Genomic DNA, 13,257 nt, shown 5'->3' with positions numbered 1-13,257 from the left:
CGCCGTCCGGCGAGTCCGTACTCCCATCCTACTCCCCGCAAACGGCGATAGCCGACGCATAGTTATCGACGTTCCCGCGGTAGCGCAACCGCTATGACGGCAGTCAAGATAGTCAAGGTACTGGGCACGTCCGAGGAGTCCTGGGAGGACGCGGCCCGTGAGGCGGTCGCACAGGCCAGCGAGACCATCGACGACATCCACGGGATCGAGGTCGAGGACTGGACGGCCAACGTCGAGAACGGACAGATCACGGAGTACAAGACCACGGTCGAGGTGGCGTTCCCGGTCCACGAACAGCAGTGACCGTCGCGGCTGTAATCGGCGAGACCGCTCAGGCATCGAGGTCCCGGCGGCGGCCCTTCGGCACCTGCGAGCGCAACTCCCCGTAGACGAACAGGCCGACGCCGACGGGCTCCGCCGCTCCGGCGAGGTCGTGCGTGACGACCAGATACCCCCAGTCGCCCTCCCAGTCGAGTTCTTGGTCCTCGCCGGCGACGAAGCGCCTGGCCTGCTCGTCGGTGAGGTGGACGACGTTCTGCCTCGCGCGGTGGCCGAAGCGCTGGACCGCCTCCAGCGTCGGCTTCCAGTGTTCCTGTCGCGTCCGGAGGAAGGTCATCCCGAGGCCCTCGATCTCCACCGGTGACGGCGGGTCGCCGCGATATATCCATATCTTGCCGGCGCCCAGCTCCCAGAACGTGTGGTCGGCGAACGTCTCGGGGTCGACGCCGAACCGTTCGTTCCAGAACGCGAGCACTTCCTCGCGCGTCGCCCGCTCCTCGTCCTCCCGCTCGGCGGCGGTCTCGGGCAGCCGCGTGAACCGCGTGCTGTCGTTGCTCATCCCGTCACCTCCAGCTTCGCACAGAAGAACCCGCCCGTGTCGTTGTGGTGCGGATAGATTCGCTTCGCCCTCGTCACGCTCGGGTCGAACGACTCATCCTGCCACTCGGTGACGCCCTCGCGGTGGGTGAGCGGCAGGTCGTACTCGACGAGTTCGCATTCCTCCTCGCTCAGAACGTGGTCGAGGACGGCCTCGTTCTCCTCGGGGGCGAACGTACACGTCGAGTAGACGACCGTGCCGCCGGGGTCGGTCACCTGTACCGCGCGGGTAAGAATGGCTTTCTGGACGCCGGCGATGCCCTCGACGTGCGAGAGCGACCAGTCGTCGAAGGCGTCGGGGTTCTTCCGGATAGTCCCCTCGCAGGAACAGGGCACGTCCACCAGCGCGCGGTCGTAACTTTCGCCACCGAAGGGCTTCAGCGAGTGGTTGCGGCCGTCCTCGTGCGTGACCGCGACGCTGGTCGCGCCCAGCCGCTCGGCGTTGCTCCGCAGCGCCGAGATGCGCCCGAGGTTGTTGTCGGTCGCCACCACCTCGCCCGTATCGCCCATCTGTGCGGCCAGTTGCGTCGTCTTCGTCCCCGGCGCGGCGCAGGCGTCCCAGACCCGCTCACCGGGTTCGGGGTCGAGGACGGTGGCCGGGACCGCCGATACCTCCTCCTGGCCGTGGATCCAGCCGTGGAAGTACGGCCAGTTGTTCCCCGGCGAGTCCTCGGGGAGGACGAACAGCAGGTCGTGCCAGCCGACGGGTTCGTGGGCGACCCCGGCCTCGTCCAGAACCGTCCGAACCCGCTCGACGGTGGCCTTGACGGTGTTGACCCGAACCGCCGACGGGAGCGGGCGCTCACAGGCCGCCCGGAACGCCTCCCAGTCGTCGACGATGGGCCGATACCGTTCGATTGGCTCCATTGGCCCGGCGTTCGACGGGGGTGCGTTTGTGGCTTTCGACCTTTTTCTTCGTCGGGTCGCCTGCGGCGACCACTCCTCGAAAAACGTCGACGAAAAAGGCGCGAATCGCGGAGCGATTCGCGTGAAACCGCTCGCTTCGCTCGCGGTATGCTCTAGCCCTGCCTTTTGCCCGCGGCCTGAGCTTCGCTCTCCCGGCGATGAAAAAGGTCGACGACTCGGCGATGCCTCGCCGTCGGTGAACCGATTACTTCACTTCGTTGTGCATCTCGTCGATCATCTCGTCGAGGTCGGGGTTGCCGCCGCCGGGCTGGCGGGGCGAGTAGCTGAAGTCGCCGTTGCCGTCGGGCGCTTCGCCCTGCGTCCACGGTTGCTGAGGGTCCTCGCGTTCCTCGCGGGCGGTCGACATGAACGTGTAGTTGTACTCCTGGTTCTCCTTCGACTGGTCGAAGCTGTTGGGGACCGGACGGTGCTCGCCGAGCGCTTCGAGGGCGGCGTGCCACTGGTTCTGGTGCATGGTGTCCCGGGCGATGAGGTACTCGAGCATGTCCTTCATGCCGGGGTCGTCGGTGAACTCGTAGAGCCGCGTGGCGAGGAGTCGGCCGGTCGATTCGGCCATCACGTTAGCGTAGAGGTCGGCGGCGAGGTTGCCCGAGGCGACGACGTAGTTGCCGGTGAACGGCGCGCCGTTACTGTCGACGGGCATCGCGTGCAGTCCCGCGGAGAGGGCCTGTCGGGGCTGGCCCGAGCGCATCATCTCGTCGATGACGGCGTCCTCGCGGGCGGCCTCGCGTGCCTCGTCGGACGCCCCTTCGAGGTTCTTCGAGACGGCGGTCGCGAGCATCTCGATGTGACCCAGTTCCTCGGTGGCGGTCTCCATCAGGAACTGCCGGATCTCCTGTTTCTCGGCGGGGACCGCGAACGCCTGGAACATGTACTGGAGCGCGACGCGCATCTCGCCTTCGGCCCCGCCGATGGCCTGCTGGAGCATCTTCGCAAAGCGGGGGTTGGGGTCCTCAACTTCGACCTCGAACTGGAGTTCGTCGTCGTGGTAGAACACGGCATGGTCGGTAGGGCGCGGGTGTGAAAGAGCCGCTTGCCTGCGACTGCGTGCGGCGGATTCTCTCCGTTCGTCGCGCTGGCGGCGGCCGGCGGACCGTCCCGAATGCCGCGGGACCGCTCGGCGCGGACGTATATTCAGGCCGCAGGTTCAACATCCCGACGCCGATAACCCCGGTGGGCCGTTTTTGCGCCCGGATTCGCGATGAACGAGCACGAATTCCTCGCCGCCGTCGAGCGGCGCACGGACGTCGAATCGGACACCGAAGCGCACGTCGTCGCGGACGCGACGCTCCGGACGCTGAGCGACCGTATCGTCCGAGGTGAGGCCGAGGACATCGCCTCGCAGCTCCCGCGGCGGCTGGCCGATAGCCTCACCGCGGGGCCGGCCGAAGCCGAGGAGTTCTCCGCCGCGGAGTTCACCGACCGCGTCGAGACGCGCGAGGCGGATCTCGGGACGCTCGACGACCCCGACGGCGACGAACACGCCCAGGCCGTGCTCGAAGTGCTGGGCGAGGCCGTCAGCGGCGGCGAACTCGACGACGCGCGCGAGCAGCTCCCCGACGAGTTCGACCCGCTGTTCGAACCGGTAGACATGACCGAAGGCCAGGTGTAACCGCCGCGACTCCCGGCCGTCGACGCCTCGCCTCTCTCGCTACCGTCCGGCCGCCCGGTTCTCGACAGGGCGAGCAGCGCTCGGTAGCCCCGCCTTTCAAGCCGTCTGCGACCCTCTGTCGAGACATGGCTCAGGTACAGGTCCACCGAGAGGGCATCGAGTTCGAGGACCCCACGCTCGTGGAGGGGTTGCCCGGCGTCGGTCTCGTCGGGAAGATCGCCGCCGACCACCTCGTCGACAGCTACGACATGGAGCACTACGCCAGCGTGCTCTGCGAGGGGCTGCCGGAGATCGCGGTGTACGCGGAGGGCGACCCGACGGTCAGGGCTCCGGTGCGTGTCTACGCCGACGCCGAGCGGGACCTGCTCGTCCTCCAGAGCGACGCGCCGGTCTCGCCGTCGGCCGCCGACGAGTTCGCCAGTTGCCTCGTCGGCTGGTTCGATAGCCAGGGTCTGACGCCGATCTTCCTCAGCGGGATGCCCGCCGAGAAGGACGACGTCCCCGAGGTGTACGGTATCGCCACCGGCGACGGCGAGACGCTGCTCGAAGAGGCCGATATCGGCGCGCCCACCGAGTCCGGGGCGGTGACCGGCCCGACGGGCGCGCTCGTCCACGAAGCCCAGCGGATCGGGATGACCGGCGTCGGCCTCGTCGTCGAGGCGGACCCGCAGTTCCCCGACCCGGAAGCCGCGAGAGCGCTCTTGAACACCGGTATCGGCCCGCTCGGTGAGTTCGAGGTCGACACCGAGGCGCTGGTCGAGCAGGCCGAGGAGATCGGCGAGGCCAAGGAGCGGCTGGCGAAGCAGATGCAGAACGCCGAGGAAGAGGAGAGCACGAGCGCCCGACCGCTGGGGATGTACCAGTAATGGTCGAGGCAGAGTCAGTCGCGCGGCTGGCGGTCGTCCTCGTCGCCGCAGTGGTCGCCCTCGTCGTCGGCTGGTTCCTCTTCGTGACGGTTCCCGACGACCTCGCGCAGCTGCTCGGGGTCGTGTTGGCACTCGTCGCCACCCTCCTCGCGGTGCGTATCGCGGGCAACGTCGCCGGGTCGCTGATCCCCTCGCACAACGTCGCCGAAGTCGCCGTCGAGGGGCCGATAACCCGCGACGGCGGCGGCGGAGCCATCAGCTCGCCCACCGGGACCAGCGCCGACGACGTGGTCGAACAGATAGAGAGCGCGGACGACGACCGCGGCGCGGAGGCGCTGCTCGTGAAGCTCAACACGCCCGGCGGCGAGATCGTCCCGAGCGAGGACATCCGACTGGCCGCCGAGCGCTTCGACGGGCCGACCATCGCGTACGCCACGGACGTCTGTGCCAGCGGCGGCTACGACATCGCCGCCGGCTGTGACGAGCTCTACGCCCGCGAGGGCTCTATCGTCGGCTCCATCGGCGTCATCGGGTCGCGGGTCAACGCCAAGGACCTCGGCGACCGCCTCGGCCTCGACTACGAGCAGTTCACCGCCGGGAAGTACAAGGACGCCGGAACGCCCCTGAAGGAGATGACCGAGGACGAGCGGGCGTACCTCCAGGGGCTCATCGACGACTACTACGACCAGTTCGTCGAGACGGTCGCGGAGGGCCGGGGCATCGACGACGAACTCGTCAGGGAGACCGAGGCCCGCGTTTACCTCGGGAGCGAGGCCGACGAACTGGGGCTCGTCGACGACATCGGGACCCGAGAGGACGTCGAGGACCGCCTTGAACACCTCATCGGGGAGCCGGTCACCGTCGCCGAGTTCGAGGCCGACCGCGGCGTCATGGAGCGGCTCCGCGGGGGTGCACAGCAGGTCGCCTTCGCGCTCGGGGCTGGCATCACCGACGCGGCGGAGGGCGACGTCGACGGCCTCTCCTTCCGGAAGTAGCCGACGCCGGCGCGAGGGTTTTTATCTCGGGGCGTACTCACACTCGGTGTGACCACGTTGGTGGTGTGTATCGACCGGAACAGCCCGGTCGCGGACGAGTACCCGGTCGTCGGGCGGCACGCCGTCGAGTCGATGATAACGGAGACGGGGGTCGAAGATCCCGAAGACAGCCGCGTCAACTGCCTGCTGGAGGGGCTTCGGGTGGCAGCGGACCTCGAAGCGAGCGGTGACGACCCGGTCGTCGCCGTCGTCGGCGGCGGGAGCGACGCCGTCGGCTCCGACCGGAAGATCGCCGCCCAGACGGAGTCGATCGTCGCCGAGTACGAGCCCGACTCCGCCGTCGTCGTCGTCGACAGCGCCGAGGACGAGCGGCTGGTCCCCATCGTCGAGAGCCGGGTCCGCGTCGACGCCGTCGACCGGGTCGTCGTCCGACAGGCCCGCGACATCGAGTCGACGTACTACCTGCTCAAGCAGTTCCTCGCCGACGAGGAACTGCGCAAGACGGTCCTCGTCCCCATCGGTCTCGCCATGCTGGCGTTCCCGCTGTTGCTCATCGTCTTGGACAGCACCACCATCGCCGTCGGGGCCATCGCCGCCGCCTTCGGCGTCTTCCTCATCTACAAGGGACTCGGGATCGACGCCTACCTCTCGCGGCTGCCGAGTCAGACCCGCGAGGCGCTCTACTCCGGCCAGGTGTCGCTCGTGACGTACGTCGTCGCCGCCGGCCTCTCCGTCGTCGGCATGTTCGCCGGCGCGCTGGAGATCTCGCCCATCGATTCCTCGAGTCCGTTCCTCCTCGCCAACCGCTTCCTCTTCGAGAGCGTCCCGTGGCTCACCGCGGCGGCGCTCGCGGCCTCGCTGGGCCGGCTGCTCGACGAACTCCTCGAACGCGAGGGGGTCCGCAGCGCGTACGTCAACCTCCCGTTCGGCGCGGTGGCGGTCGGGCTGGTCGTCCGCGGCTTCTCGGCGTACTTCCTCGAACGCGCGAGCGTGTTCGGACCGTTCCGCGTCCCGCCGATGGACTTCGGCGTCGTCGAGATCAACGGCTTCGCCATGGAGGCGGGCACCCGCCTCGCGCTGTTCATCCTCGCGGGCATCCTCATCAGCCTCGTCGGCGTCCGGGTCGCCGCCTACGTCAGCAAGACCGACATCGAGGGGGAACTGGTGGAATAGACAGCGATTTACGCCCGGCCGGGATACCCCCGGACATGACAGACGGCGCGTGGGTGTCGCTGTTCTCCGGCGGCAAGGACTCCTCGTGGGCGCTCTATCGCGCGCTCGAACGCGGCTACGCCGTCGAGCGACTGGTGACGGTCCACCCCGAGGGCGACTCGTACATGTATCACGTCCCGGCGACCCGGCTGGCGTCGCTGGCCGCCGAGAGCATCGGCGTCCCGCTGCTGGAAGTCGAACCCGACGACTTCGAAGCGGCCGAGGCCGTCGACTCCGGGCGGCAGGGCGACGAGGAACTCGAACCACTGGAGGCCGCCCTGCGCGAACTCGACGCGGAACTGCCCGACGGCGTCGGCGGCGTCACCGCCGGCGCGGTCGAGAGCGAGTACCAGACCACCCGCATCGAGGCGATGGCCGAGCGGCTGGAGGCGAACGTCTTCGCCCCGCTCTGGCAAGAGAACCCCCGCGACCTCGCCGACGCGATGCTCGACGCCGGCTTCGAGATCAGAATCATCCGCGTCGCCGCCTACGGTCTCGACGAATCGTGGCTCGGCCGCCGTCTCGACGCCGACGCGCTGGACGAACTCGAGGAACTCCACGAGGAGTACGGCGTCCACATCCTCGGCGAAGGAGGGGAGTTCGAGACGCTGGTGACCGACGGGCCGCACATGGATCGACGTATCGAACTGGAGTACGAGACGGAGTGGGACGGAACGCGCGGGACGATTCAGGTCACGGACGCGTGGCTGGAGTGAACCGAACCGGCCGCGAGTGAGTGAAGCGAGGTCGCGGAGCGACCTCGAATGGTGAACGGCGAAGCCGTGAACCGGAACGAACGAGTGGCCGGCTTTTTAGCGTAGATTTTTCGAGGAGTGGTTCCCGCAGCGAGCGAGACGAGCGGCGTAGCCGCGAGACGAAGCGAACGAGGAAACCCGACGAAGAAAAAGGTACGGCGGGGAGTTCGAGACGCTGGTGACCGACGGGCCGCATATGGACCGACGTATCGAACTGGAGTACGAGACGGAGTGGGACGGAACGCGCGGGACAATTCAGGTCACGGGCGCGTGGCTGGAGTGAACCGAACCGACCGCGAGTGAGAGACGTCCGAGGGGGTCGCCGAGAAGGAGCGCTCAGTTCCCGTTCGTCAACTGCGTGTGCGCGCCGATGAGCGCGCCGGCGAGATCCAGACTCTCGATGTGAGTGTCCTTGTCGATGATCGAGTTGCGGATGTCGGCGTCGACGATAGTCGCGTTCTGGAAGACGACGCTGTTGTCCAGACTGGAGTTGACGACTTCCGCACCCGAGAGGACGTGGACGTTCTCGCCGAGCGTCGTGTTCTCGACGCTCGCGTCCTCGGCGACGAGGTTCTCGCCTTCGAGTTCCCAGGCGACGGCTTCGAGGTAGCTCTCGGGGGTGCCGATGTCGTACCACGCCTCGTCGAAGGTGAAGGAGCGGACCGGCCCGTTCTCGACCAGCCACTGGATGAACCAGCCCGGTTCGTCGGGGTTGTTACCGCCCGAGAGGTACTCGTCGAACCGGATGGATTCGGACGGGAACGCGTAGCAAGCGATGGAGACGAGCGTGCTCTTGGGGTTCTCGGGCTTCTCCTGAAAGTCGACGACCTCGTCGCCGTCGGTCTCGATGAGCCCGTAGGACTTCGCCTTCTCCAGCGAGCCGACATCGTAGGCCGCGAGCGTCGGGTCGCCGTGGGACTCGAACCGGTCGAGGAAGTCGGCGATGTCGAAGCTGATGAGGTTGTCGCCGGCGACGACCAACAGGTCCTCGTCGCCGAGTTCCTCGCGGTCGACCAGTTGAGCCAGCGCGCCGACGACACCGAACTTCTCGTCCTCTTCGGTCGTCTCCTCGATGGTCAGGTCAACCTTGTCGTAGGAACTCGCCGAGAGGTGGTCGCGGAAGTCCTCGGCGAACCGCTCGTTCGTGCTGACGAAGATGTCGGTGATGCGGTCGTCGGTCTCTAAATCTCGGAGGATGCGGTCGATGACCGTCGAGTCGCCGATGGGGAGGAGCATCTTGGGCCGCTGTTTCGTCACGGGCCAGAGTCGAGTCGCGTACCCGCCTGCGAGGACGATCGCTTTCATACCGGCACCGACTCCTCGAATCGACAAGTCCCTTTTCATCTCTCGGCACCGCGTCATTTATCGGTGTCCGCGGGAACCTCACACGTATGACTGGGGATGACAGTGCGAACGACGTGGGGGGAGACGAACCGGCAGATGCGACGGGGGACGAACTGGAAGTAGACGCCGTCGACGAGGCGGAACTCGACGATCCCGACGCCGAGACCGCCGGAGGGGCCGAGGGAACCGAAGAGACCGAGGAGAACGTCCTCGACAAGATGAACGAGATCAACGTCGAGCGGAAGCTCGACGACCTCCGCGCGATGTACGGCGAGTTGCCGGTGACCGAGGAGACGTTCGAACTGTCGCCGGCCGACTACACCGAGGTGTTCACCGCGACGAACAACACCGGGTACGACGGCAACAGCGTCGTGTTCATCGTCCGCGACGGCGAGGACCTGCCCGAGCTGAGCGAGAACATCCCGGCGCACGCCGGCGGCGACACCCGCGACCGCGTGCTGATGGTGCTGGGCCGCGGGGCCGACGTGTGGGCGCTGCCCGGCGGCGGCGAGAAGATGCAGTACGAGTCGATGCAGGGGACCACGCTCCGGCGCGCGAACGAACAGACGAACATCCGCTGTACCATCGACGGCGTCGAAGAGGTGTTCCACCGCAAGTACTACCCCGAGACGGACGCGCAGGGGTCGGTCCACACGCTCGACGTCTACTTCCGAGCGACGTACGCGAGCGGCGCTATCGAGGTCGACGAATCGGAACTGGTCGGGGCGGCGTGGTTCGCCGAACCGCCCGAGCGGATGACCGAGGGCGCGAGACAGCTCTGGGAGCGGTTCTTAGACGAGCGCGACCGCTCCGAGGAGTTACCGGACGAGGCCGAACGGGCCGACGAGGACGCCGAACCGGCCTAACGCCGCGTTCGACCAACGCCGCTCGTGGGGGGGACCGCCCGCATCGCCGCGAGCCGAGAGACGACGCGCCGGCCGAATTATTATCCCCTACCCATGTGAAACGATAGCTATGGCCACAGAGAAACCCCGGAAGAGCCGCCACGAGGAGATCGCGGCGATCCTGGAAGCGAAGGGCGACGGCGTCAGAGAGACGCGCGACGACGCCGACAAGTACACCGTCGTCGGTGCGGCCGGTCGGGAGACGTTCGCGAACTGGCTGACGCCGATCGAGGAGCACTTCGTCTGTCACCGAAACGACATTCCTAATGCCGACGAAGACACCTGGACCGTCTCGCTGACCGGCGATGCCGAGGGGACGCTCTCGATGGAAGCGATCAGGGACGAGTTCCCGACGGTGGCGGTCGCACACACGATGGAGTGCGCCGGCAACGGCCGCGGGCAACACCGTCCCCAGACGGGGAGCGTCCAGTGGGGCTTCGAGGCCGCCGCCACCGCGTTCTGGACGGGGACGCCTGTCAGCTCGGTCCTGCGCGAACGCGGGATCACGTCGGCCGACGGCGAGTGGCTCACCGCGATCGGTGGCGACCCCTCCGACGGAGAGGACGTCTTCGCCCGCTCGATCCCGCTCTCGAAGGCCCTCGACGACTGCATCCTCGCCTACGGGATGAACGGCCGGCCGCTGCCGCGAGAGCACGGTTTCCCGGTTCGCCTCATCGTCCCCGGTTGGTACGGCGTCAACAACGTCAAGTGGGTCGAAGAGCTGCGCGTCATGGACTCGATGGTGACCGAGGGGACGCTCGACCGACCGGGCGAGCACTCGTTCTGGCAGCAGGAGGCCTACCGCATCCACCCGCGCGGCGTCGAGCCCGAGGTGCACGAGACGGTCGAGACGGTCGACACGTGGGCGCAACTCGAAGGTGGCGTCGAATCCCCGTACACCTTCGATACGACCGTGATGTCGGTCATCGGGTCGCCCGACGGCGAGTCGACGGTCACGCCCCGGTCGGACGGCACCGTCGAGGTGCGCGGCGTCGCGTGGGCGGGCGACGACTCGGTCGCGGGCGTCGAGGTGTCCACCGACGGCGGCGAGAGCTGGCGCGACGCGGAACTGTTCGGTCCCGACTACGCCGGGGCGTGGCGGCTGTTCCGCTACGAGTGGGCGGCGGAATCGGGCACGCACGAACTGCTCTCGCGCGCGAGCGACGACCGGGGCCGCCGTCAGCCGGCCACCATCTCCGGGCCGGAGTCGTGGCACGACGCGCTCGAACACGACGAGTTCCCGTGGAACGAGGGCGGCTACGCCGCGAACGCCTACCGCCCGAACGGCGTGGACGTGACCGTCGCCGACGCCGAGGACCCGGTGGTCGAGTGACCGGGCGGACGAGCCGCGTCGGGTGACTCAGTGCTCGACGAACTCCACCAATACGCCGCCCGTGGACTTCGGGTGACAGAAAGCGACCTCGTGACCCCACGCGCCGGGGCGCGGCGTCTCGTCGATCAGCTCGACGCCGGCGTCTCGGGCGGCAGACAGCGCCGCCTCGATGTCGTCGGTCTCGAGGGCGACGTGATGGAGTCCCGGCCCGTTGGCGTCGAGGTACCGCGGGATCGCCCCCTCGGCGTCGGGGAGCGGCTCCAGCAACTCGAAGTAACCGTTGCCCAGATCCAGAAACGTCACGCGCAGCCCGTCGAACGTCTCCTCGTGAGCGACCGATGCGTCGAAGGCGGTCTCGTAGAGCGCTGCGAGCGCGTCGGCGTCGTCCGTGGCGACGCCGGCGTGGTCGAACTGCATGAGCGGCGGTTCGACGGCGACCCACTTAATTCTCGGAGCGGTTGCTCTGCGAGGGGCTCAGTCCGCGGGCTGGGGCGATTCCTGCTCCGTCCCGAACAGTTCCTCGTCCAGCAGTTCGGCGATCCGCTCGTTCGTCTCGGGGCTGTAGTGGCCGCCCTCGCCCCGCTGGACGTACAGCGACTCGGTGTCGTCCGTGCTGAGGTGCTGTGCCACGTCGATTGTCTGGAGCGCGTCGAACTCCTCGTCGAGCCGGTCGAGTAAGTCGCCGTAGACCGCGCCGTGTTCCTTCTCGTACTGCGTGTATCGGTGCTGCTGGACCATCGCGAAGACGGGCGTGAACTCCTTCTCCTCGGCGAAGGAGACGAACTCGCCGACGAGCGCGCGGAAGAGCTCGTCGTGTTCGTCGAACAGCCGGTCGTGGTACGCCGCCCGGGGCTGTTCCATCCGGACCTCGGTCTCCCGGAGCCGTTCCGCGGTGTCGATGCCGGGGATCGACCGCTCGTACCGCCGTTCGAGCTGTTGCAGCGTCGCGTAGATCGCGTACCGGACGTTCTCCGGTTCGCCGAGGAAGTCCTCGGAGTACGGGAACGACGGATTGTGGGGCTTGAACCAGTGTTCGTAGTGGTAGTCGTGTTCTCTGAGGAACGACGCGTGCGACTCGATGTCGAGTAGGTCCTCCTTCTTGTCGATGGGGCTCTCGACGAGTTCGAGTTCGCCGTCGTTGTCGAGCTCGTAGCGCGGCTTCACCGCGAGGACGTTACCGAACTCCTGGTAGTGCTTCCAGACGCTCAGGATGCGCCCGATCGAGGAGGCCGTGACCGTCATCACCACGTAGTCGGTCGGGTCCTCGTCGTACTGCCGTTTCAGTCGGAGCAGCGCCTGATCGAGGCCGTAGTTGCCCGCCCCGTAGTTGGCGACGTGCGTGTCGAGGCGGCGAGCGAGGTAGTTCTGGAACGTCTCGTCGTCGTCGACCTCCCGGCAGAAACAGTACGAGTCCCCGTACGTCGAGATAGTGGGGTCGTTGTCCGGGTCGCGGTCGTTGACGCAGGTGCGGCTGCCGTACTCGTCCATCGAGTACGTGACGACGTGTTCGACCTCCTCGCCGGGGAGGTGGTCGCCCGTGTCCTTCTGTTTCTTCACTCCGGCCTTGGGACACCAACCCAGTTCGGGGTCAAAGCTACTGAACTTCCCGAGCAGTTCGCGGTCGATCTCCGGGAACTCCTCCCAGGCGACCGTCGGCATTCCGTCGATCCCCTCGCCGTAGCGCTTCAGCGAGAGATACGAGACGACTTCGGCGACGACCGCTGTGAGCGCGAGCAGCGGGAGTAACAGTGCGAGCCTGACGATCCGTGAACGCCGTGCCATCGTAATATGCGTGCTAGTCGGGCGGACGGGAAAGGGTTGTGGCCTTCAAATGCCACAGCGAGCACGACTTGCAAGCTACGGGGTTAACGTATCGTGAGACCGTATAGCACGTATGGCCGATCGTATCCTCGTTCCCTTCGACGGGTCGCCCTGCGCGAACCGAGGCGTCGAGCGCGCGCTGGAACTGTATCCCGAGGCGACGGTGGTCCTACTCAGGGTCGTCGAACCGGTCTCCGAGGAGGGGGTCGCCCGCTCGGACGCCCCGCTGGATACGAACGCCGACGCGACGGACGGGCTCCTGACTCGACCCGAACCGGACGTGACGTCAGAGCGCGTCGAGGCGGTCGTCGAGCCCGGCCTCCCGGCCCCGGAGATCGTCGAGTACGCCGAGGAGCACGATATCGACGCTATCGTCGTGGGGACGGACGACCGTTCGAAGCTGTCGCGACTGCTGTTCGGAAGCGTCTCCGAGTCGGTGGCCGAGAACGCGTCTGTCCCCGTTCGCATCGTCTCGTAGCGATACAGTGGTCGTACTGCTGATACGTATTCTCCAGGCGCGGAAGCGATAGAGGCGGGACTGAAACGCTCTCTGACAATGCAAGCAGTCTCCCCTTGAGGATACATCACCAATGGTGAAGATAGCGTTAGAT

Annotated in this window: 15 protein-coding genes and 1 pseudogene; 10 read left to right on the top strand and 6 right to left on the bottom strand. The window is 67.2% G+C overall.

The window, feature by feature from the left end:
• Positions 1–93 precede the first annotated feature (93 nt).
• Positions 94–303, top strand: a complete 210-nt coding sequence (locus GO488_RS04655; RefSeq protein WP_162316626.1) for a dodecin family protein — start codon at positions 94–96, stop codon at positions 301–303.
• A 28-nt stretch (positions 304–331) separates the two neighbouring features.
• Here GO488_RS04655 and GO488_RS04650 read toward each other — a convergent pair whose 3' ends face one another.
• The 3 genes from GO488_RS04650 to GO488_RS04640 all read right to left on the bottom strand — a co-directional run bounded on the left by GO488_RS04650 (position 332) and on the right by GO488_RS04640 (position 2,800).
• On the bottom strand, positions 332–838 hold the full coding sequence (locus GO488_RS04650) for a DUF7122 family protein (protein ID WP_162316625.1): 507 nt from the start codon (positions 836–838) through the stop codon (positions 332–334).
• Positions 835–1,743, bottom strand: a complete 909-nt coding sequence (locus tag GO488_RS04645; protein WP_162316624.1) for an RsmB/NOP family class I SAM-dependent RNA methyltransferase — start codon at positions 1,741–1,743, stop codon at positions 835–837. The genes GO488_RS04650 and GO488_RS04645 overlap by 4 nt, the downstream gene beginning before the upstream one ends.
• Before the next feature lie 244 nt (positions 1,744–1,987).
• Positions 1,988–2,800, bottom strand: coding sequence for a manganese catalase family protein (locus tag GO488_RS04640; protein WP_162316623.1), 813 nt, complete (start codon positions 2,798–2,800; stop codon positions 1,988–1,990).
• A 204-nt stretch (positions 2,801–3,004) separates the two neighbouring features.
• Between GO488_RS04640 and GO488_RS04635 the strand changes: the two genes are divergently transcribed.
• The 6 genes and pseudogenes from GO488_RS04635 to GO488_RS04610 form a co-directional block, all read left to right on the top strand.
• Positions 3,005–3,415: a DUF2267 domain-containing protein gene (locus GO488_RS04635; RefSeq protein ID WP_162316622.1), complete on the top strand. Its 411-nt coding sequence runs from the start codon at positions 3,005–3,007 to the stop codon at positions 3,413–3,415.
• A gap of 125 nt (positions 3,416–3,540) precedes the next feature.
• On the top strand, positions 3,541–4,281 hold the full coding sequence (locus tag GO488_RS04630) for a proteasome assembly chaperone family protein (protein WP_162316621.1): 741 nt from the start codon (positions 3,541–3,543) through the stop codon (positions 4,279–4,281).
• Entirely contained in the window at positions 4,281–5,276 is a 996-nt protein-coding gene (gene sppA, locus GO488_RS04625) for a signal peptide peptidase SppA (RefSeq protein WP_162316620.1), read from the top strand. Before GO488_RS04630 ends, sppA begins: the two co-directional genes overlap by 1 nt.
• A gap of 48 nt (positions 5,277–5,324) precedes the next feature.
• Entirely contained in the window at positions 5,325–6,449 is a 1,125-nt protein-coding gene (locus GO488_RS04620) for a DUF373 family protein (protein ID WP_162316619.1), read from the top strand.
• 35 nt (positions 6,450–6,484) lie between these two features.
• Positions 6,485–7,204: a diphthine--ammonia ligase gene (locus GO488_RS04615; RefSeq protein WP_162316618.1), complete on the top strand. Its 720-nt coding sequence runs from the start codon at positions 6,485–6,487 to the stop codon at positions 7,202–7,204.
• A 196-nt stretch (positions 7,205–7,400) separates the two neighbouring features.
• Positions 7,401–7,526 (top strand): annotated as a pseudogene (locus tag GO488_RS04610) (Dph6-related ATP pyrophosphatase); the annotation flags it as partial.
• 53 nt (positions 7,527–7,579) lie between these two features.
• On the opposite strand, the gene GO488_RS04605 reads toward GO488_RS04610, so the two are convergent.
• Positions 7,580–8,548, bottom strand: coding sequence for a nucleotidyltransferase family protein (locus GO488_RS04605; RefSeq protein ID WP_162316617.1), 969 nt, complete (start codon positions 8,546–8,548; stop codon positions 7,580–7,582).
• 86 nt (positions 8,549–8,634) lie between these two features.
• On the opposite strand from GO488_RS04605, the gene GO488_RS04600 reads away from it, so the two are divergent.
• On the top strand, positions 8,635–9,453 hold the full coding sequence (locus GO488_RS04600) for an NUDIX domain-containing protein (protein ID WP_338401335.1): 819 nt from the start codon (positions 8,635–8,637) through the stop codon (positions 9,451–9,453).
• 109 nt (positions 9,454–9,562) lie between these two features.
• On the top strand, positions 9,563–10,825 hold the full coding sequence (locus GO488_RS04595; RefSeq protein WP_162316616.1) for a sulfite oxidase: 1,263 nt from the start codon (positions 9,563–9,565) through the stop codon (positions 10,823–10,825).
• Positions 10,826–10,852: 27 nt separating this feature from the next.
• On the opposite strand, the gene mce is transcribed toward GO488_RS04595, so the two are convergent.
• Together mce and GO488_RS04585 are read right to left on the bottom strand one after the other, a co-directional pair.
• Positions 10,853–11,242, bottom strand: a complete 390-nt coding sequence (gene mce / locus GO488_RS04590) for a methylmalonyl-CoA epimerase (RefSeq protein WP_162316615.1) — start codon at positions 11,240–11,242, stop codon at positions 10,853–10,855.
• A 57-nt stretch (positions 11,243–11,299) separates the two neighbouring features.
• Complete coding sequence (locus GO488_RS04585; RefSeq protein ID WP_162316614.1) at positions 11,300–12,607, bottom strand: hypothetical protein; 1,308 nt, start codon at positions 12,605–12,607, stop codon at positions 11,300–11,302.
• 112 nt (positions 12,608–12,719) lie between these two features.
• Between GO488_RS04585 and GO488_RS04580 the strand changes: the two genes are divergently transcribed.
• Positions 12,720–13,124, top strand: coding sequence for a universal stress protein (locus GO488_RS04580; protein WP_162316613.1), 405 nt, complete (start codon positions 12,720–12,722; stop codon positions 13,122–13,124).
• The last annotated feature ends 133 nt before the right edge of the window (positions 13,125–13,257 follow it).

Origin of the sequence: Haloarcula limicola (genome assembly GCF_010119205.1) — an archaeon.
Lineage (GTDB): Archaea > Halobacteriota > Halobacteria > Halobacteriales > Haloarculaceae > Haloarcula > Haloarcula limicola.
Note: the sequence above shows the minus strand (reverse complement) of the source record. Positions and strands in the feature narration are given on the sequence as shown.

Coding starts and splice junctions, on each gene's coding strand:
- GO488_RS04630 (WP_162316621.1), top strand. CDS start 3,541: ATGGCTCAGGTACAGGTCCACCGAGAGGGCATCGAGTTCGAGGACCCC.
- mce (WP_162316615.1), bottom strand. CDS start 11,242: ATGCAGTTCGACCACGCCGGCGTCGCCACGGACGACGCCGACGCGCTC.
- sppA (WP_162316620.1), top strand. CDS start 4,281: ATGGTCGAGGCAGAGTCAGTCGCGCGGCTGGCGGTCGTCCTCGTCGCC.
- GO488_RS04600 (WP_338401335.1), top strand. CDS start 8,635: ATGACTGGGGATGACAGTGCGAACGACGTGGGGGGAGACGAACCGGCA.
- GO488_RS04595 (WP_162316616.1), top strand. CDS start 9,563: ATGGCCACAGAGAAACCCCGGAAGAGCCGCCACGAGGAGATCGCGGCG.
- GO488_RS04650 (WP_162316625.1), bottom strand. CDS start 838: ATGAGCAACGACAGCACGCGGTTCACGCGGCTGCCCGAGACCGCCGCC.
- GO488_RS04615 (WP_162316618.1), top strand. CDS start 6,485: ATGACAGACGGCGCGTGGGTGTCGCTGTTCTCCGGCGGCAAGGACTCC.
- GO488_RS04585 (WP_162316614.1), bottom strand. CDS start 12,607: ATGGCACGGCGTTCACGGATCGTCAGGCTCGCACTGTTACTCCCGCTG.
- GO488_RS04605 (WP_162316617.1), bottom strand. CDS start 8,548: ATGAAAGCGATCGTCCTCGCAGGCGGGTACGCGACTCGACTCTGGCCC.
- GO488_RS04580 (WP_162316613.1), top strand. CDS start 12,720: ATGGCCGATCGTATCCTCGTTCCCTTCGACGGGTCGCCCTGCGCGAAC.
- GO488_RS04645 (WP_162316624.1), bottom strand. CDS start 1,743: ATGGAGCCAATCGAACGGTATCGGCCCATCGTCGACGACTGGGAGGCG.
- GO488_RS04655 (WP_162316626.1), top strand. CDS start 94: ATGACGGCAGTCAAGATAGTCAAGGTACTGGGCACGTCCGAGGAGTCC.
- GO488_RS04635 (WP_162316622.1), top strand. CDS start 3,005: ATGAACGAGCACGAATTCCTCGCCGCCGTCGAGCGGCGCACGGACGTC.